The sequence below is a fragment of the Siphonobacter aquaeclarae genome (assembly GCF_900103285.1).
GTDB lineage: Bacteria > Bacteroidota > Bacteroidia > Cytophagales > Spirosomataceae > Siphonobacter > Siphonobacter aquaeclarae.
Window position 1 is genome coordinate 113,439 of record NZ_FNGS01000007.1, and the last position, 19,405, is coordinate 132,843.

A 19,405-nucleotide genomic window follows, 5' to 3' on the forward strand; every position below is an offset into this window, starting at 1 on the left:
CCTGTAGGGCCTTCTTTGATTGATTACAAACTTTCTTCTGATTATTCTATCTTTTCGTATGAGAAAACAAATTGTCGCGGGCAACTGGAAAATGAACAAGACCGCCGAAGAAGCCGTCGCGCTGACCTCGGAAATTGTTAACATGGTTGCCGACGAAGTGACGGGTTCGGTAGAAGTGGTGCTGTGCGTTCCCTTCATTTACCTGCCTGCGCTTCAGCGGTACGTTGGCGGCCGCATTTCTGTCGGCGCTCAGAACTGTCACCAGAAAGCTTCCGGCGCGTATACCGGTGAAATTTCAGCCCCGATGCTGAAATCCCTCTCCGTGCCCTACGTTATTCTGGGTCACAGCGAACGCCGTCAGTACTTCGGCGAAACCGACGCTCTCCTGGCAGAAAAGGTGGACATCGCCCTGGCAAACGGCCTCAAGCCGATCTTCTGCTGCGGAGAATCGCTCGAGCAGCGTCAGAACGAAGATTACCTCGCCATCATCAGGGATCAGGTTACCAACAGCCTCTTCCACCTCCCGGCCGAGCAGTTCGGACAGGTAGTCATTGCCTATGAACCGATCTGGGCGATCGGTACGGGGCTGACGGCTTCTGCCGACCAGGCACAGGAAGTTCACGCGGCGATCCGCAGCCACATCGCATCGAAATACGGCGCCGAAGTAGCAGATAACACGACGATTCAATACGGCGGTAGTGTCAACGCAGCCAACGCGGCTGAATTGTTTGCCTGCCCGGACGTAGATGGCGGCCTTGTCGGCGGTGCTTCCCTGAAGTCCCGCGATTTTGTCGACATTATCAAGGCGATCCGATAGCCGTTTTAGACATACTCGGGGTACAGAATGAGTGGGTTCCGGAAAACGGGAATACACTCATTCTGCTTTTTATGTAGCCTTTCCGGCATGGCCGGGCACTTTCCCGCGCGGAAGCGGGTTCAGAAAATACAATTTTAACAAGTGCATGTTCCGGCCCGGAATACCAGGCCGGAGCGTGTTTCGATCAGGGTGCTGGGGGAAAATATTGGCCTGTTTACGCAATAAATGGGCTTTGATTTCGTCCAACAGAGTGATCACCCTTGGCCATGATATTGCCATAATGATACAGGTATCTCATGAAGAGACTTTCTTTCGTCCAATTTATTTTTGTTCTCCTGCTGGGCCTCTCCGCTAATGCCCAAACGAGCCTGATCCTGCCCGACCAATCCAACTGGAACGTGGTGGAAGAAGGAAAGACGATTTCCTTCCAGCTTCGCCTCAAGGGGAACCTGCCCGATTCGACCCACCTTCAGTTCTCTATTCCTGAAGGTCGTGTAGACGGGATGAAACTCGATTCACTCGGAAACTTCGCCTGGACGCCATCGTTTGATCTGGTGGACCGCATCCAGGGCAGTAAGATATTCCCGGTGTTGTTTGAAGCATCCGTCCGCGGCGGCGAGCAGATCCGCAAGGTCGCCGAGTTCCGGTTGCTGCACGTCAACCGCGCCCCATACGTAGGGGAGCTGAAGCCTTTCTACGTACAGTACAACGTTCAGAATACCTATCAGGTGGACGGTAATTCCGTCCGTGATCCGGATGGAGATCCCCTCGTGTTCATCCCCATCCCGGATGAAATGCCTGAAGGAGCCAAGCTCTCCGCGCAGGGCGAATTCACCTGGAAACCTTCTCAGACACAATTCAATCGGCTGAAGGCGAGTCCGTTGTGGGTGGAATTCTATGTGGAAGACCAGCCGATGAAATCCCGGAGCAAGGGCCGTCTGAAGATCGATGTTACCCAGCTCGACCTTCCGCCTGAAATCTCGGTTGTGCCCAATACCCGCTCATTCAAAATCCGGGAAAACAGCACGCTCAGCCTGGCTTTTTTCCTGACCGATCCGAATGGCGATCAAGATATTCAGGAATTTTCCTTCCTGTCGGATAATCCGTCGATTCCGAAATCGTCCCTGAAGCGAAATACAGACAATCAATATGAATTTATCTGGAAGCCCGATTATGAATTTGTCAAGGATCCCCTTGATACACTGGGCTTTAACATTACTTTTTTCGTGATTGACAAGTCGCAGAAAAAGGATGAAAAGAAAATCCATATCACGGTTGAAAATGCTGTCAACGAACGCGAAAAGGACTTTCAACTCTATACACAGTACCGTACGGCGCTGATCCGTGCCTGGGAGCTTATTTCACAACTGACTGAAAAGCAGGAAGAACTCCGCCGGTTGTATTCCCGCGCGAAATCCGGCAAGAAAAACCGGTCGGTCATGAACGCAGGCATCGGGGCGGCTACGGCGATTACCCCGCTTACGATGGGCACGAACCCGAACAAGACGCTCGTTTCGACCATCGGGGGAACAGCCACCGCTACTGTCGGTACGCTGGAAGCGACCGAAGTCATCGGCCGGTCCATCAGCCCGCTGGTGGATCAGCTCAACAAAATCATCGTCAAGAAAAACGAACTGCAGACGAAGGGAGACATTTTCGCCCGGAAGTATAACCTGCGGTCGTCCCGCCGGGGCAGCGGCTCGCCGACCCAGTTTGCCCGCGACCTGGATGATTTCGAATCGTCGATGAAAGTCAACGACCTCCTGGCGCTTGAACTTGACGCCAGCTGGCAGGACCGGAATATGCCCAGGAACGCGCAGGAGCAGGACAAGCGGCTCCAGAAGATGTTCCGGGATTATGTTCCTTTCACAGACTAACAAAAAAGAGCGGGATGATCTCCCGCTCTTTTTATTTCGAGGCTAGTGGAATGGCTCCATTGTGCGTCAGGATACGCCGGTGATAGTCGATCTGACCGAGGTGGTAATTGAGGTGCCCGTTGAGGTGGATGAGAAAATACCCGACAGACATTTCATACCCGAGCGGATTATCCGGATAGGGTTTCTTCAGGTCTTCTTCCGATAGCTTCCCGACGGAATCGGTGATAATGGGCAGCAGTTCGTCCAGCGCCGCCAATAGCTCGGCTTTCGGAATATTCCGGCTGGCAAATTCAGCGGCGCGGTCCCGGACGTAGGGATATCCGCCCAATCCGAGGCCGATAAACGTCCGGAGATTGCCAATCAGATGCAGACATAGGTTGCCTGCGGGGTTGCTGATGCCTTCGGTGGTAAGCCAAAGCGCATCTTCGGTAGCATAGGCGTCGATTTCCTGCCGGAGGCGGGTAATGTCGCGGTGGTAGAGGGCGGCAAAGTCATTCATGAGTATTGGAGTTCACGGATTTCAGCCCATCCGTCGGATTCAAAGATGGGACAGGACCGGAGAAGGGCAGTCGCCGTTTCCAGGTTTTCTTCACGGATCAGTAAAAATCCTCCGACAAATTCAAGTCCATGAAAAAGGGGCCCGTCTTCGGCAGGCAGCGAAGGATCTTTGATGACCTTGCCGTCCATCGTAAGCGACCCTCCGTGAACTAGCTTCTCACTTGCGCGGAGGGCTTGCAGCCAGGTTTGCCAGTGCTGCTGGTGTGTTTGGGTGAACGCTTCGGAATGTTCGTCGGTCCGCCCGTCGGGTTCCCGAAACAAAATCAGAAAGGTTTTCATGGTCGTCCGGTATTGGCATAAAGGCCCGACAATCGGCGGGCATGCTCGATTTTTGGGAATTCATATGCTTCCTACAAATAATTTGCTCTGTTTTTAATTGCTGTGTTGTATGTCTGAACGAAATTGCCTGTTCCTAGTACTAATACAATATTTTATTAATGTCTAAGAAACTATATATTAATATCATCTAATAATAAATAACTCAATCAGGATTTGTTACCTGTATTAAAATATAGTCCGTAAAAAAATCAATTTCCTTTATGTTATCGACACTTTGCCATCGAATTACAATGCCAGGATTCTTAAAAGATGGTTCACCACCTGTTAAACCCAAAGTTGTTATTGCGTTATCGTCATTAGTTAGATTAGGGGTTTTGTTGATAATAACACGGTCTACTTTATTGAGTTTAAAAAATATTTCATAGACTCCGTTCTTAAAAAATACTTTTTGGCATCCTGTGTTTTTGCAAGGATAGCCCTTCACTTTTACTATATTTTCAGCCTTACCTAGGACTTTTTCCACTTCTGTTAATGTTTTTCCTTTAATTGTGTTAAAATCTAAGATAAGATTTTTCTCTTTCGTACTAGCTTTTTGAACTGCTTCAGAATTTGTTTCAGTTTCTGTATTTGGACCGCTGCAGCCTATCATTACTATAGCTGCAGAAAAAAATAAAGCAAAGATTGAATTTTGGGTTGTCATGTATTTAGAAGTTATATTTAAAGTACTTACAAAAGATAATACTTAAGAAAGTCTTTTTGTAGAAAGCTCTTTCAAATGGTAACTATCGTAATAGATTGATAAAGGTAGGCGTTTTGAAGATACCTCAATATCATTTGAAAACTATTGGAGTATCTCTGCCTGATGATTTTGTACTTCATCGCAGAAAAAAACATATTCGAAAGGTTTTCATGGTCGTCCGGTATTGGCATAAAGGCCCGACAATCGGCGGGCATGCTCGTCATATGCCGACTCAAACAGGGAGACAGCGCGCTCGGTTCCGACAATCGCTCCGGCAGTCAGTACTTTCGGAGGCTGGCCGGCTTCGGTGAGTAAACGGGCGGTTTCGGCTTTGATGCAGTTGATCAGCAGCGCACCGCCGACAGTACTTCCCGGCGATACAGGTGTATCCAGTCCCGGAATCAGGACCATGGCGTCGCCGACGGGCGCGCCGGTATCCAGCACGAGGTCGGAAAAATCGGTCAGTTTCTTACCATCAGCCCGCTTCGAGGTACTGGCGTCCGAATGTTCCTGCGTAACAACGGCTACCACCCGGATACCCCGCTGCTGAAACAACTCTGCCATTTCAATCGGAACGACATTACATCCGCTGGAGGAAATCACCAGCGCTGTATCGGCAGGTTGCAGGTCAAAATTCCGGAGAATACGCTCGGCGAGTCCCGGGACATTTTCCAGAAACATCGCCTGCCGCTGGCCGTTGGCGCCTACGACGAGGTTGTGGAACGTCAGCGATAATTCCACAATCGGGTTGAAACCCGGAAACGAACCGTATCTCGGCCACATTTCTTCGACCATAATGCGGCTGTGTCCGCTGCCGAATACATGCACCATACGGCCGGCGAGAATGGTTTCTGAAAACCATTGGGCGGCCTGGGCAATGGCGGATTCCTGCGCCGATACGACATCAAGAATGTGCTGACTACGACGAAGGTAGTCCTGAATGACACTCATTATCAGTTGGTTTAAGAGGGATGTAACACAAATCCGGCGGCGCCGAGCGCGCCGGCCATATCGCCGAAATGGGCCTGGACAATCGGCGTTTGCTTGCCGCCTGGCGTCCACTCATATAAATGGAGAAACGACCGCAGCGGATCAAAAAGCGCGTCTTCGGCCAATGTAATTCCTCCGGCAAGGGCGATGCATTCCGGAGAAAACGCATTCATCCAAGACGCAAGAGCCGTAGCCAGCCGCTGTACCGACTGTAACCAGGCCCAGGTCGCAACGGGCTCTCCTTTCCGGTAAGCTTCTACCAGTTCCCAGGTCGAAGTATACTTCCCGCAGGTACGCTCCGGAACGGAATGATTGCCGATGGCGTGCTCCAGGCTACCCGGCATGCCCGTTATACCCCGGGTATGGAGCCCGGCATCTACAACCGTATGACCGAGGTGCCCTGCCATTTGCCCAACGCCCTGGTAGAGGCGTCCGTCAAGCAGCAGGCCGCCGCCTACGCCGGTACCGAGCGTCAGCAGCAGGGCATTGCGGTACCCGCGCAGGTTACCAAAACGGGCTTCAGCCATCAGCGCGGCATGGGCATCGTTGATGACCCGCGCAGGCCGGCCGAGAAACTCCGACCACCGGAAATGCTCCAGGCCGGCGAGGCGTCCCGGCATTACTGAAATCGTTTCATTCGTGGCATCAGGCAGGCCGGGGGCCGATATACCCACACCGGAAACCGGCGTTTGCAGATAGCCTTCTAGGTAGCGGACCATTTCGGCCACGCTTTCCTTCCAGCTTCCGTCGCCGGTATCGGCAGTCGGAATGTAATGCTGCCGGTGAATCTCTCCATCGGCCGACACCAGCAGTCCCTTGATGTTTGTGCCGCCGAGGTCGATACCGATTGCGGTTGGTTGCATAGGTTCAGAGGTAAATGAAGTCAGGATTGTTTCCGGCCTTCGGAGACGGTCCATCCGCCGTCGACAGCCAGTACCTGGCCGGTAGTAAATCGACCGTAATCGGAGAGGAGGTAGACTGCCGCGCCGGTGAGGTCGTCCGGACGGCCGATTCTGCCGCCGTCCAGTGGTTGCTTGGTCCGGATGAAGGCCATGATTTCCGGATCAGTAGCTGCCCGCTGGCTCATTGGGGTTTCGATAAGTCCGGGCGCCAGGACGTTGACGCGGATGCCGTCCCGGGCATAATAGGCCGCAAGAGACTGGCTGAAGCCGATCACCGCGGATTTAGCTGCGGCGTACGCGTGGGTTGAAAAAAAATCCGGAGACGGGGAGTAACCGAGTACAGAGCTGATATTGAGGAGACTGCCGCCCGTTTTCTGCTTCTGCCATTGACGTACAGCGGCCTGGTTCGAGAGCATCAGGCCGGTGAGGTTCCGGCGGAAGGTTTCATTCCAGCCATCAAGCGTGAGGGCGTCCAGCGGACCGTCCCCGAACCGGCGACCGCTGCCGCCGGCGACGTGATACAGTCCGTCGAACCCGCCAAACTCCACAATCGCCTGCCGGATGGCGCGGGCGGCGGTCAGTTCATTCGTCGCGTCTCCCTCCAATACATGACCCTTCGGTCCGAGCGTACGGGCGGCGGTATCGAATGTATCCGGATCGTTCCCGACCACGAGGACTTGCGCTTCTTCCCGGATGAACGCGCTGGCGGCAGCCAGGCCAATGCCCGCGGTGCCGCCGATGACCACCAGTGTTTTGTTTTTCAGCCAACCGGCCATGCAGAACAGTTTATTGGATTATCGGGTGAAAGTTTTTGGTAATTCTAGTGAAAATATTTCTCATATCTTGCCAAAAAATCGAGTCCTAATCCGGTTTCCATGCAACCTCTGCCTATCAAAACAACCGTTGTCGGTTCCCTTCCTTTTCCCGGCTGGCTGGAAAAAGCCAGTCAGCAACTCGATGTTTACGGTCCCGCCGATGTCGAAGAAATGATCGAAGACGCTGTCATCGCCGCTATCCATGACCAGGTCGCAGCCGGTCTGGATGTGATAACGGACGGGGAGCAGACGCGGCTTGACTTCAATTTGTCCTTTTACGGATTTATCAAGGGTATTCTGGCAAATCACGCCGAAACACGCCGGTTTGGCCCGCCTGCGCACGACCAGCGGGGCAAGCATACGGTAGTCGAACACCTGACGGCACCGGCTGGACTGGGTGTCGTCGAAGAGTTCCGGCGGTTGAAACGACTGGCGCCGGAGGGGCACATTCTCAAAGCGTCCATTCCCGGGCCGTATACGCTTTCGGGCCGGCTGCTGCCCGGTGAAATCTATGCCGACCGCTGGGAGATGACGGAAGCCCTGCTGCCGCTTGTCCGGAAGGAAATCGCGGATCTGGTCGCCGCAGGATGTACCGAAATTTGCGTAGATGAGCCTTCGATGAGTTGCTATGCATACAAAGAGGATACGCGCCGGTTTGTCGATATTTTCAACAGGACGATAGCGCCGGCAGTAGGAAAAGCCCGGTTGTCGATGCACCTCTGTTTTGGAAACTACAAGGGGCGTTCGGTTGGCAAGAAAACAATCGCTCCGATGCTTCCGTCTTTCCTGGATATGAATGTGGACGAACTTCATACCGAAATGACTATCCTCAATTTCGCAGAAGTACACCTGCTGGAGCAGTTTGCGGAGCGATATGATGTAGCCGTCGGAGTGATCGATGTCAAGAGCTATTACATCGAAACACCGGAGGACGTTGCCGGGCGTATCCGCCAGTGCCTGCCTTATGTTCCGGCGGAAAAGCTGGCCGTCGCGCCCGACTGCGGCCTGAGCCAAACGGCCCGTTGGGCTTCCAAAAAGAAGCTCGCCAGCATGGTGGCGGGCGCAAAGCTGGTCCGGGAGGGGTTATGAGTTTGGTAGATTATTCGCCATTTTCGCTGAGAATTCATCCCTGGAACCATGATTGAAACTGCGCGGCTTCGCCTGCTGACCTGTGACCGTACCCTTTGGGAGGCCGTTCTGGCCGGAAATAATGTCCTGAGCCAGGTCATCGGTGCGAACGTACCCCGGAAGTGGACCGAGAGCGCAGCTGCGTTTCCGGCTTTTTACGAACAGGTGAAGAAAGACCTGACCCTCGAAACCTGGGGAGGAAACCTCATTGTCTACAAGCCGGATAACCTGCTCATCGGCAGCTGTGGCTACAAAGGAAAGCCCAATGAAGCCGGAGAAGTAGAGATCGGGTACGAAATCAAAGCCACTCACCGGGAAAAAGGCCTGGCAACGGAAGCTGCCAACGCGCTTGTGGACTATGCCTTCACCTTTCCGGAAGTGAATTCCGTGATCGCCCATACCTTGCCCGAGGAAAGCCCTTCGACCCGCGTCCTGACCAAGGTAGGGTTCGTACATGCGGGAGAAACAGAAGATCCGGACGACGGAATCGTCTGGCGCTGGATATTGAAACGATGATCAAACCACATCAGAAAGACGAACGCCTGCTGCACGACATCCGGTCTACCCGGATGAGCGACAAGGGGTTTCGTGTCTGGTGGCTGGGACAAAGCGGTTTTTTGGTACAGTGGAAGGGAAAACACCTCCTTTTTGATCCGTACCTGTCCGATTCCCTTACCCGGAAATACGCGGATACCGATAAACCACACGAGCGCATGAGCGAGCGGGTCATTGACCCTGCGGAGTTGTCGTTTATCGACGTTGTGACCTCAAGCCACAACCATACGGATCACCTTGATGCCGAAACCCTGCTGCCCCTGCTTGCGAATAATCCGGGGATGCAGCTGCTGATTCCGGAGGCGAACCGGCAGTTTGTCGCCAACCGGCTGCAGTGCAACCCTGCCTTTCCGACCGGACTGAACGACGGCGGAAGCGTAGTACTCGGCGATTTCCGGTTTTTCGGGATACCGGCGGCGCACAACGGGCTCGACCGCGACGATCAGGGAAGGTGCCTCTACATGGGCTTTATCGCGGAATTCGGCTCCTACCGCATCTATCACTCAGGAGATACGCTCTGGTTTGACGGCCTGGAGGATATACTACGCCCCTTTGCGGTTGACGTGGCCTTTCTGCCCATCAACGGGAACAAACCCGAACGCCGGGTAGCGGGTAATCTGAACGCCGAGGAGGCAGCCCGTCTCGGCCGGGAGATCGGCGCGAAATGCGTCATCCCGCATCATTACCACCTGTTTGCCTTCAATACCGAAGATCCCCTCCACTTTATTCGCTGGGCGGAAAAATACGGAACCCCGTATCATGTCCTCGAACTCGGCGCTTCCTTCGATATGCCCTAAACATTCCGGACCATCGATTCCAGATCGGCATCGGGAGCCAGGTTGAGGCGCTTCCTGAGCCGGTAGCGGGCCGTATTGGCGCTTTGGGGAGAAATACCGAGAATATCGGCGATTTCCTTTGTACTGAGGTTCATTTTCAACAGGGCCATTAACCGGATATCATGGGAGTTGAGTACCGGAAACTGCTGATGAATACGGCTGAAGAATTCCGGGTGGACGTTCTCGAAAACGTCCTTAAAATGCACCCATTTCGCCTCGCCCTGCTGGTGGGTATTGATGAGGTTGGGTATCTTCCGGATTTCGGCGGTGTTGTCTTCCTGGATCCGCTTTTTGATTTCTTCCAGAAACCGGCTGTTCTTCACTTCCTGAAGCGTATAGCTGGTCAGTTCGCGGCTGCGCTGTTCCAGTTCTTCCTCCCGCTCACGGCTTTGCTCTTCCAATAGGCGGGAATAGCTCTCCAGCTTTTCATTCTGGCCTTCGATGGTATGGATGTGCAGGAAACGCTGTACTTCCAGGTTAGACAAATAGGTAGAGACGAGGTAGGTCATCACCGTCATGCCGATGCATTCAAAGAGATTTGTAATCTTCTCGTCCTGGCTTACGGCCGGCAACAGGTAAATCACGATACACATCAGCACCATTCCGCTGAGTGAAAGGATCGTACGGGGTTTCAGGTCCGGAAGGAACATCACCTGAAACAAAATCAGGGACGTCAGGTAAAAGACGAGCGACTGCCGGTCGAAGTACACCAGCAGCGACCGGCCAAACAGGTACACAAAGGATGATACGATAACAAAATGATACAGCAGCCGCGCATGGGATGGGAGCGGGTCGTTTTTGGAAGGCCATAGCCGGAAAAGGAAAAACGACGCCACGAGGTTCATCAACAGTTCAATCTCGGAATAGAGCAGGAGCCTGTGCCGCAAATCGGAAAACAGAATACCCTGCTGATACCGGGAAAAGTAGATCAGGATGACCTCTATCAGAAAAGCAATCCCGGCCCAGAACATGACTTTCAGACGGGAATGGGTAGCTGCCAGCTTGTAGGAGCGGAACTCGGAAGCGTATGCATCGGGGACAGAAACAAACAAAGAGGCGGGTAGCAAAGAAGCCATGGCGGTGACGGAATTTCCTGCGTAAAAATCGCCCCAAAACAGGTCAAATCAACACCTGTCTATATTAAGTCTATGATTTTAATTTGGTTGACGGCCTGAAAAAGGGCCTCATTTGCACCTGTATCTAAATTTCATGCCGCCACGAAGGCCGGGTATCTATTGCCAACGATACGCCAGTCTATACGCCTTTCGCTGTTCCTGACGTCCGTCGAGCGAAGCTACTGCCCTGTTTTCAAGCGGAGTTCCATGAAATGGAAATCGAGTTAACCTGTCCTTGAACGATTTATGTCTTCCACCACCAGTACGAGTTGTCCACATTGCGGGTCGACGTCAACCGAACGTCGTCGCCGGCCCGCTTCGCTTAAAATTCTACTGTTTTTTGTCCCTACCCAGTGGTACCTGTGCGAACGGTGCCGCCGGCATTTTCTTAAGATTCGCTGAACACGGAAAGCCTGGCTTCGTTGAAGCCGGGCTTTATCAGTTTTGAGTTTAGTGCTTTGAGTTTAGTGTTTCGGATTGTCCCTCCGCCCCATGCCTCCTTCCCTCCGCAGAGTTATTCCCGCCCGTAGTTGTTTGTCTGGCAGCTTGTTGTTTGTTTTGAGAACGGAACAAGCTAACAGGTCAGCGTCGTGGTCAGAATCTATTACAAGGAAGGAAAGCAAATCCGGAAGGAGAACGATGTCAAGGAACTGGGTCACCTGAAAAACGTGATCTGGATAGATCTGCAATCGGCCAGTCAGGAAGAGGAAGAGTGGGTGGAAAACAAATACGAGGTCAGTTTTCAGACCCCGCAGGAGATCGTCGAAATCGAAAGCTCCGCCCGTTTCTTCGAGCAGAACGATACCATCAACGCGAACTCCAACTTCCTCCGGATCGATTCCGAAGGGTTTCATATTTATCCCGTGTCGATGATTCTCCGGAATGGCACGCTGTTTACCTTCCGCCGGGGTGATTCCAAGACCTTTGCCGATACCGTCAAGCGGATGAAGGTGAGCGGGGACGAGACGTTTCAGGTAGGTGTGGATATCTTTATCCTGCTGCTCGAAACGCGGATCGAAACCGACGCCGATTTGCTCGAAGCCATTTCCCGGGACGTTACGACCCTTTCCAAATCGCTGAGTGCTGATCAGAAACCCCGCCAGGATGTCCTGTTGCGCATCAATGCCCTTCAGGAAAATACCATGATGCTCCGGGAGAGTATCATCGATAAACAGCGGGTACTTTCGAACGTGCTCCGGAGCCAGCTCTTTCCGGATTCGCACCGGGAGCGCCTCCGCCTGGTACTGAAAGACATCAGCTCTCTGCTCGAATATTCGACGTTTAACTTTGAACGTCTCGAATACCTCCAGAATACCTTTATGGGTCTGGTCAATCTCGAACAAAACCAGATTATTAAAATCTTCACGGTCGTGACGATTGTGTTCATGCCGCCGACGCTCATCGCCGGTATCTTCGGAATGAACTACAACGAAATTCCTACCTCTGCCCAGCCGTATGGTTTCTGGCTTTCGCTGGGAATGATGCTCCTTTCCTCGGTCGCCGTACTGGCGTGGTTCCGCCGGAAACACTGGATTTAAAAGCAGGGATATCAGCGGAAAAGGCGCTTTTTTGAAATTAAAAGTGTCAAATCGACAATTTTAATTTTTCTGTTCAGAAACCAAGTTATTTTTGCAGTTACGCGAGAATAGTTTGCTTCTAAACCCCCTCCGTACGCTATGACTTCTTCTGTTTCGCCGAGACGCGCCGTTCGCCTCGGACTGGCGCTGGCGCTGGGCGGCTCCCTGCTGGGCCTGACGGCAACCCGCCAAACCGGGTTGGTTCACACAGTCAACATTCTGCTCGACTCCGTCCTGACCGACGCGCAGAAACGTCTTCCCGAAAATGCACTCCGTACCTTGCGCGCTGCTGATGGCCTGGAGGTGACGACCTTCGCGACGGAACCCATGCTGCAGAATCCGACAAACATGGATATCGACGAACGCGGACGGGTCTGGATTACAGAAGCCTACAACTACCGCCCGGCGATTACCGGCAACCCGACTACCGCCGCCGGCGACCGCATCCTGATTCTGGAAGACACCAATGGAGACGGCAAAGCCGATATCCGGAAGGTCTGGTATCAGGGCCCGGAGCTCAATGCGCCGCTCGGTATTTTCGTCATGGGCCGGAAAGCGATTGTCTCTCAGAGCCCTTATGTATGGCTTTTCGAGGATACCGACGGCGATGACAAGGCCGATAAGAAAACTGTGATTTTTCAGGGAATTGAAGGAGATCAACACGACCACGGCATGCATACCTTCGTGTTTGGTCCTGATGGAAAGCTCTATTTCAACTTTGGTAACGAGGGGAAACAACTCCTGGACGCTTCCGGCGCGCCGGTGAAGGACCCGGACGGAGATCCGATTGTTGCGACAAACAAAGGCAAGTACAAGCAGGGAATGGTTTTCCGCTGCGACCCGGATTTTAAAAACGTTGAAGTACTCGCCAATAACTTCCGGAATCCGTTTGAAGTAGCCGTAGACAGCTATGGAACCGTCTGGCAATCAGATAATGACGACGACGGAAACAAGGGCGTACGTATCAATTATGTACTGGAAGGCGGAAACTACGGCTACAAGGACGAAATGACCGGCGCCAACTGGTCGGCGAAACGCACCAATATCGAACCCGAAATACCCCGCCGTCACTGGCACCTGAACGATCCCGGTGTTGTGCCGAACCTGCTGCAAACCGGCAGCGGCTCACCGACGGGCCTTCTTGTCTATGAAGGGAATCTTCTTCCGGAAGTATACCGGAATGAATTGCTTCACTGCGAGCCGGGACATAACGTCGTCCGGAGCTATCCCGCAAAAAAAGCGGGAGCCGGCTATTCGGCTTCGATCGAAAACCTGCTCAAAAACGAAGGTGACAGTTGGTTCCGGCCGGCAGATGTTTGCGTGGCGCCGGATGGCTCTATCCTTGTAGCAGACTGGTACGATCCGGGAGTCGGCGGGCACCAGGCCGGAGATCAGACCCGCGGGCGGGTTTACCGGGTAGCGCCTCCCAAACGCCCCTATACGGCTCCTTCGTATACGTATGCAGATCCCGAGGGCGCAGTTCTCGCGCTGATGAGTCCGAATATGTCCGTCCGTTTCAAGGCCTGGAATGCGCTGACAAGCCTGGGAGACAAAGCAGTACCGGTACTCGAACGGTACTGGCGCACCTCGCAAAATCCCCGGAGCCGTGCCCGCGCTTTCTGGGTGCTGGCGAAACTGAAAGGCCGTCCCTATATCGACGAAGCGATTAAAGATACCAATCCGGATATCCGTGTTACCGGCCTGCGCGCCGCCCGGCAGACAGGCGGAGATGTCATCGGGTACGTCCGGCAGCTCGCGAACGATCCGGCACCGGAAGTACGCCGCGAATGCCTGATTGCCCTTCGTCACCGGACTGAGCCGGAAGCCGCCGAGCTCTGGACGACGCTCGCCGCCGCCTATGACGGGCAGGATCGCTGGTACCTGGAAGCCCTTGGTATTTCAGCTGATCGTCAATGGGATAGCTTCTTTGCCGCGTATCTCCGTAAGAATGCCGATCCGATCGCTTCGGCGGCCGGACGGGATATCGTCTGGCGGGCACGAACCGACGCGGCAGTACCTTTTCTGGCACGCCTCGCTACCGACGAATCTACCGACCTGAACAGCCGCCTCCGGTACTTCCGCGCATTTGATTTTCAGTCTGGAAAGGCTAAATCAGAAGCACTCGTAAAAATGCTGGACGGAAAGTCTGCCCCTCAGATCAACCGGCTGGCGCTGCTGCACCTGGATCAGGCGTTTGTCGGCAGCAACCCGGTAGCGAAGACCGCGCTCAAGAAAATGCTTGCCGGCCTCGAAGGCAGCGAATACCTCGAAATGGAAAGCCGCTATGGGCTGCCGGAGGAGAATCCGAAACTACTGAAGCTGGCGCTGTCTCCGCCGGACGATAACCTCGGTCGGAATGCCATGAGCCAGCTGCTGCAGCAAAAGGGCTCGGGGCTCGTTCAGAATGTTCTCAATGGAAAGGACGAAAACCAAATCCGGAAAGCATTGAATGCCCTGCGTTTTGTCGGGATGAAAGAGTCGCTCGAACTGCTTCAGTCTGTGGCGCTGGACAAAAAATACACGAAGTCTGTCCGCCAGCTCGCTACCCGGAACCTCGGTCAGTCGTTTGCCGGCGAAGACCGTATCCTCGCCTTGCTGCGCGAAGGAAAGATCGACAAGGACTATATACCGTATGCCGTTCAGGGCGTTGCGAATGCCTGGCGGAAGGCGATTTCCAAAGAAGCGACGACTTACCTGGGCGGGGCGACCGTCGCCGGAAAGCCACTGCCGAAAGTGGAGGACCTGGTAGCGCTCCGCGGGGATGTCAAAAACGGCGTGAAACTGTTCGCTCAGAATTGTGCCATTTGCCACCAGGTAAACGGTCAGGGAGCGGATTTCGGGCCGAAGCTTTCGGAAATCGGATCGAAACTCCCGAAAGAAGCCCAGTATATGGCCATTTTGTATCCGTCGGCCGGGATCAGCTTCGGTTTCGAAGGATGGGAGATTCAGATGAAGGACGGATCGACAGTGGTCGGAATCGTTTCGAGCAAGACGGAAACCGATGTCGACGTCCGTTTCCCGGGCGGCGGCAGCCAACGGCTCAAAACGTCCCAGATCAAAAGCATGAAACAGCAGGCCGACTCCATGATGCCGGCCGGATTGCACGAAAACATGAGCAATCAGGACCTGGCCGACCTGGTCGAATACCTGGTTTCACTCAAAAAGAAATAACGGAAAGGCGGGCTGAGAGGCCCGCCTTTTTTCTTGTAAACCAACAGCCGGAGCCGCTGTCTCCGGAAAATAAATCTTTAAGAAGAATCGCGAAACCTTTCGTTTCTTTGCCGGACCAACACGTTATCAGGCATGAGAAAAAAGAGTTTTCTTGTTCTTACCTTCTTCCTCCTTTCCCTGTCCCTGTTTGCCCAGCGCGAGGCAGATCCCCGGTGGGTTTTCCGCATGAGCGTGACCGGAACAGACATGAACCGCAATCTCGTCCCGTCTACCGGCAAGACCATGCTGAAGCCGGCGTTCTCCCTCGGCGTTTCCCGGAACATTGAAATCATTCCGAAAATGCTGGGTGTTAATGTCGGATTACGCTACAGTCCGCGTGGCTATTGGTCTCAACATAAGTCGAAAGATTCGCTGGGCGCGCAGGTATCGAAAGACCGTAACTGGCTTTCGCTGCATTACCTGGATGTCCCGGTCGATCTCGTCGTTCAGCTTGGCGGTGAGCGGACGAAATTCTTCGCGACAGCGGGCGGCTATTTTGGCATCGGTGTATATGGCCAGCAAAAGCTGCAATTCTGGAACAAGGATGTTGTGGCGGGTGCGAACGGAACCTTCCCGACCGTCGACGCAAAACATACCACGCGCACCGATCCTTTTAAAGACAAGCTGAATCGCCTGGATTACGGCGCCAATTTTGGAGTCGGTTTCCGGAGAGGGTATACTGTTTTTGGGATAACCTACTCGCAGGGACTGGCCGACCTGGCTGTTTCGGGAGATCCGATCCGCAACCGGGCTGTCGGACTGTTCCTCTCCTATTACTTTGACGATGCGTTCTAAAAACCGCCGCTTATGAAACGTGTGTTAATGGTTATGTGCCTGCTGGTTTTACCGGGGGTACTTCTGGCGCAGAACAAGCTTGTGTTCAAGGGAGGTTTCAACGTCGCCAGTATGAGCAACGCATTGAGCGCCGAACTGGACAACCCTATTTCAAAGCCGGGATTTCACGTTGGGTTGGGGGCGGAATACCCCTTGCTGGAAAACCGCCTGGCGATTCAGCCGGTACTGCAGTTTGTGCAGCGGGGATATGTTGCCAATTTCAAGACCCAATCCGGACGGTCGACGACGACGCTCAATTACATCGACCTTCCCGTCAACGTATTGTGGAAGATCGGCAATCAGGAAAAGAGTACCCGTTTTCTGCTTTTCGGAGGCGGATATCTCGCCTGCGGGCTAAGCGGGAAGACCCGTGACCGGGTAGGAGGGCAGCTTCAAAACGAGTACAGCGTCCGGTTTAACTATGATCTTCAGCGTTTTGACTATGGCGTTCAGGGTGGAATTGGCATACAGTTCGATTTTTTTCAGCTGACGGCGTTCTATCAGCAGGGACTCGCGAATGTTTCCGGTCTCGGACTGGATGTGAAAAACCGCACGTACGGGCTCACCCTCGGTTATTTGTTTGACAATGTATTCTAACGGAAAAGGCGGGAGCTATCCCGGTGTTTTTCCCCGATTTTTTCATGCAGGCTGTATTTGATGCATTTAACGGTTTGGACGTCCTGGTCATCGGGGACGTCATGCTGGATAGTTATGTTTTCGGGCGTGTCGACCGGATTTCTCCGGAGGCGCCGGTACCGGTGGTAGTAGCCAACCGGCGGGAGTTCCGCCTGGGCGGCGCCGGTAATGTGCTGCTCAACGTGCAGGCGTTGGGCGCGCGGGCCATTGCCTGCTCCGTAGTAGGGCAGGATTCGTATGGGGATGAGCTCTGCAAACACCTCGAAGAGAAGGGCCTCACCACAGAGGGAATGATCCGCAGCCCGCACCGGATTACGACGGTAAAGGAACGGATCATCGCCGGAAGTCAGCAGGTAGTGCGGGTGGACACCGAAACCGACGCCCTTATTTCGGAGGAGGAGCGAATGCTTCTTCTTGCCAAAATCAGGGAGCTGGCAACCGGTTGTGACGTGATCATCTTCGAAGATTACGACAAAGGAGTGATCTCGGCCGAATTGATCCGGGACGTAGTTGCTCTGGCCAAAGAGCAGGGTATTCCGACGGTCGTTGATCCCAAAAAGCGCAACTTCCTCCACTACCACGGCGTAACCCTTTTCAAACCCAACCTGAAGGAGCTTCGGGAAGGGCTGAATATTTCCTTTGATCCGGCGCGGCGGGACGAACTTGAACACGCCGCGCAGCGCTTAAAAGAGCACCTATCAGCCGATGGAACGCTGATTACTCTGTCAGAACGCGGAGTATATATTGACTACCTGGAGCAAAAACATCATCTCCCGGCGCACCTCCGCCAGATCGCGGACGTTTCCGGCGCCGGAGATACCGTAATCAGCATCGCGGCATGTTGTGTGGCGCTGAAACTGCGGCCGGACCAGGTTGCCGGTTTGTCAAACCTGGGTGGCGGATTGGTATGTGAAAAAGTCGGCGTGGTACCGATCGACAAGGAACGGTTACTCGCCGAAGCCCTCAAAGCCGGAATCTGATCATGGCTGATTTTGTCGTATCTACGGATAAATCCCGCCTGGATATCGGGATGATCCACGATTTCCTGAGTAATCGTTCGTATTGGGCGAAGGGTATTCCACGGGAGCTTGTGGAAAAATCCATCGCCGGCGCCCGTTGCTACGGGGTATATGAAGGAGAAAAACAGGTAGGATTCGCGCGGCTGATTACCGACGAAGCTACCTTCGGCTACCTCGCTGACGTATTCATTCTGGAAGAATACCGGGGTAACGGAGTATCCAAACTACTGGTTGAGTACATCCTCGAAGATCCCGCCCTGCACGACCTGCGGCGCTGGGTATTGGTCACCGCCGACGCGCATACGCTGTACTCGCGTTTCGGTTTCAGTGAACTCGCCAAGCCGGAACGATACCTCGAAAAAGTCAGACCAAATCCCTACGGACAGAGCTGATAACTGTTCTGAACATCTTTCTGTGCATTCTGTGTTTTCTGTGAGCAACATTTTTTATTTCTCACAGAAAACACAGAATGCACAGAATTTTTTTGGCTTTGTCTTGTGAGCCTTTCAACAAAACAGGTTGAGCTTCTCCACAAAATAGCCCGCGGCCTGGCGCGGTAGCTTTGTATCGTCAAACAAAACAATAAATGACGATGAACAAAGTTTGGTTTATTACCGGAAGCGCACGCGGCCTAGGCCGTCATCTCACCGAAACAGTACTCCGTCAGGGCGATCACGTAGCCGCCACCGCGCGCAATATCTCCGCACTGGATGACCTGGTGACGAAATACGCCGGACAAATCCTCCCGCTTACACTGGATGTTACCCAAAACGATGCGGTCCATGCCGCAGTAGCGGCTGCCATCGCTCGTTTCGGACGGATCGATGTGTTGGTAAACAATGCCGGTTTCGGTATCACAGGGGCTGCCGAAGCATTTACCGATGAGCAGGTCCGCAGTCAGCTCGAAGCAAACCTCTACGCACCGATACAGATCACCCGTGCGGTGCTGCCGCACATGCGTGCGCAGGGAAGCGGGCGGATTCTGCAGGTCAGCTCCATCGGCGGGCGGGTAGGTACAGCCGGTGTCTCGATTTACCAGGCGGCCAAGTTCGGCGTGTCGGGCTTTACCGAAGCCATCCGGCAGGAGGTAGAGCCGCTCGGTATTTTTGTGACAAGCATCGAACCCGGCGGGTTCCGGACGGATTGGGCGGGAGACAGCATGAGCTTCGCCCCCGCAATGGCCGATTATACCGTTGTCAACCAACGCGCAGAAGCCTTCCGGAGCGGCGCGTTTGAGCCCATGGGCGACCCGGCCAAGGCGGCCAGTGTGATGGTGAAAGTAGCGGCTCATCCCGCTCCGCCGGTTCACCTGGTACTCGGCAGCGAAGCGGTCGCCCTGCTCGAAATGGCGGATACCAACCGGAAACGGGAGTTTGAGGAATGGAAAGCCGTGAGCGTCTCCACGGATCATGACGAAGCGACGCCTTTCCTCGAAACACCGCTGGGAAAAGCATACGCAGCCTTTCAGAATGCTTAGTAACTTGTTTCCGGGAAGTTATTACCGGAAACGCTTTCAGG

At 53.8% G+C, this 19,405-nt stretch carries 19 protein-coding genes; 12 read left to right on the top strand and 7 right to left on the bottom strand.

Features of this window, described 5'->3' with window-relative positions; genetic code table 11:
• Nucleotides 1-58 precede the first annotated feature (58 nt).
• Nucleotides 59-817 carry a triose-phosphate isomerase gene (gene tpiA / locus BLR09_RS18365; RefSeq protein WP_093205635.1) on the top strand — a complete coding sequence of 253 codons (759 nt, stop codon included), beginning with the start codon at nt 59-61 and terminating at the stop codon, nt 815-817.
• Nucleotides 818-1,113: 296 nt separating this feature from the next.
• Entirely contained in the window at nt 1,114-2,694 is a 1,581-nt protein-coding gene (locus BLR09_RS18370; RefSeq protein WP_245689948.1) for a hypothetical protein, read from the top strand.
• A gap of 31 nt (nt 2,695-2,725) precedes the next feature.
• Here BLR09_RS18370 and BLR09_RS18375 read toward each other — a convergent pair whose 3' ends face one another.
• The 6 genes from BLR09_RS18375 to BLR09_RS18400 form a co-directional block, all read right to left on the bottom strand.
• Entirely contained in the window at nt 2,726-3,193 is a 468-nt protein-coding gene (locus BLR09_RS18375) for a DinB family protein (protein WP_176785607.1), read from the bottom strand.
• Entirely contained in the window at nt 3,190-3,531 is a 342-nt protein-coding gene (locus BLR09_RS18380) for a YciI family protein (protein WP_093205640.1), read from the bottom strand. The genes BLR09_RS18375 and BLR09_RS18380 overlap by 4 nt, the downstream gene beginning before the upstream one ends.
• A gap of 202 nt (nt 3,532-3,733) precedes the next feature.
• Nucleotides 3,734-4,231 carry a hypothetical protein gene (locus BLR09_RS18385; RefSeq protein ID WP_093205643.1) on the bottom strand — a complete coding sequence of 166 codons (498 nt, stop codon included), beginning with the start codon at nt 4,229-4,231 and terminating at the stop codon, nt 3,734-3,736.
• A gap of 207 nt (nt 4,232-4,438) precedes the next feature.
• The gene (locus BLR09_RS18390; protein WP_093205645.1) at nt 4,439-5,221 is read right to left on the bottom strand and encodes a sugar isomerase domain-containing protein; all 783 of its coding nucleotides are present in this window, start codon (nt 5,219-5,221) and stop codon (nt 4,439-4,441) included.
• Nucleotides 5,222-5,232: 11 nt separating this feature from the next.
• Complete coding sequence (locus BLR09_RS18395) at nt 5,233-6,123, bottom strand: ROK family protein (RefSeq protein WP_093205648.1); 891 nt, start codon at nt 6,121-6,123, stop codon at nt 5,233-5,235.
• Nucleotides 6,124-6,143: 20 nt separating this feature from the next.
• Nucleotides 6,144-6,938 carry an SDR family NAD(P)-dependent oxidoreductase gene (locus BLR09_RS18400; RefSeq protein WP_093205650.1) on the bottom strand — a complete coding sequence of 265 codons (795 nt, stop codon included), beginning with the start codon at nt 6,936-6,938 and terminating at the stop codon, nt 6,144-6,146.
• Nucleotides 6,939-7,037: 99 nt separating this feature from the next.
• Here BLR09_RS18400 and BLR09_RS18405 point away from each other — a divergent pair, with 99 nt between their 5' ends.
• Genes BLR09_RS18405 through BLR09_RS18415 form a run of 3 tightly spaced genes read left to right on the top strand, consistent with a single transcriptional unit; the run spans nt 7,038 to nt 9,457 of the window.
• Entirely contained in the window at nt 7,038-8,066 is a 1,029-nt protein-coding gene (locus tag BLR09_RS18405; RefSeq protein WP_093205653.1) for a methionine synthase, read from the top strand.
• Nucleotides 8,067-8,114: 48 nt separating this feature from the next.
• Nucleotides 8,115-8,621: a GNAT family N-acetyltransferase gene (locus BLR09_RS18410; RefSeq protein WP_093205655.1), complete on the top strand. Its 507-nt coding sequence runs from the start codon at nt 8,115-8,117 to the stop codon at nt 8,619-8,621.
• Nucleotides 8,618-9,457, top strand: coding sequence for an MBL fold metallo-hydrolase (locus BLR09_RS18415; RefSeq protein ID WP_093205658.1), 840 nt, complete (start codon nt 8,618-8,620; stop codon nt 9,455-9,457). The genes BLR09_RS18410 and BLR09_RS18415 overlap by 4 nt, the downstream gene beginning before the upstream one ends.
• Here BLR09_RS18415 and BLR09_RS18420 read toward each other — a convergent pair.
• Nucleotides 9,454-10,572: a helix-turn-helix transcriptional regulator gene (locus tag BLR09_RS18420; protein WP_093205660.1), complete on the bottom strand. Its 1,119-nt coding sequence runs from the start codon at nt 10,570-10,572 to the stop codon at nt 9,454-9,456. The two genes, BLR09_RS18415 and BLR09_RS18420, sit on opposite strands and share 4 nt — an antisense overlap.
• Before the next feature lie 629 nt (nt 10,573-11,201).
• Between BLR09_RS18420 and corA the strand changes: the two genes are divergently transcribed.
• The 7 genes from corA (at nt 11,202) to BLR09_RS18455 (ending at nt 19,364) form a co-directional block, all read left to right on the top strand.
• Nucleotides 11,202-12,149 carry a magnesium/cobalt transporter CorA gene (gene corA / locus BLR09_RS18425; protein ID WP_093205663.1) on the top strand — a complete coding sequence of 316 codons (948 nt, stop codon included), beginning with the start codon at nt 11,202-11,204 and terminating at the stop codon, nt 12,147-12,149.
• Nucleotides 12,150-12,287: 138 nt separating this feature from the next.
• Nucleotides 12,288-15,359 carry a PVC-type heme-binding CxxCH protein gene (locus BLR09_RS18430; RefSeq protein WP_093205667.1) on the top strand — a complete coding sequence of 1,024 codons (3,072 nt, stop codon included), beginning with the start codon at nt 12,288-12,290 and terminating at the stop codon, nt 15,357-15,359.
• Between the two features lie 132 nt (nt 15,360-15,491).
• Nucleotides 15,492-16,193, top strand: coding sequence for an outer membrane beta-barrel protein (locus BLR09_RS18435; RefSeq protein WP_093205670.1), 702 nt, complete (start codon nt 15,492-15,494; stop codon nt 16,191-16,193).
• 12 nt (nt 16,194-16,205) lie between these two features.
• Entirely contained in the window at nt 16,206-16,829 is a 624-nt protein-coding gene (locus BLR09_RS18440; RefSeq protein WP_093205672.1) for a porin family protein, read from the top strand.
• A gap of 44 nt (nt 16,830-16,873) precedes the next feature.
• Nucleotides 16,874-17,848: a bifunctional heptose 7-phosphate kinase/heptose 1-phosphate adenyltransferase gene (locus BLR09_RS18445; RefSeq protein WP_093205675.1), complete on the top strand. Its 975-nt coding sequence runs from the start codon at nt 16,874-16,876 to the stop codon at nt 17,846-17,848.
• Between the two features lie 2 nt (nt 17,849-17,850).
• The gene (locus BLR09_RS18450) at nt 17,851-18,279 is read left to right on the top strand and encodes a GNAT family N-acetyltransferase (RefSeq protein ID WP_093205677.1); all 429 of its coding nucleotides are present in this window, start codon (nt 17,851-17,853) and stop codon (nt 18,277-18,279) included.
• A 200-nt stretch (nt 18,280-18,479) separates the two neighbouring features.
• Nucleotides 18,480-19,364, top strand: coding sequence for an SDR family NAD(P)-dependent oxidoreductase (locus tag BLR09_RS18455; RefSeq protein ID WP_093206067.1), 885 nt, complete (start codon nt 18,480-18,482; stop codon nt 19,362-19,364).
• Nucleotides 19,365-19,405 lie beyond the last annotated feature (41 nt).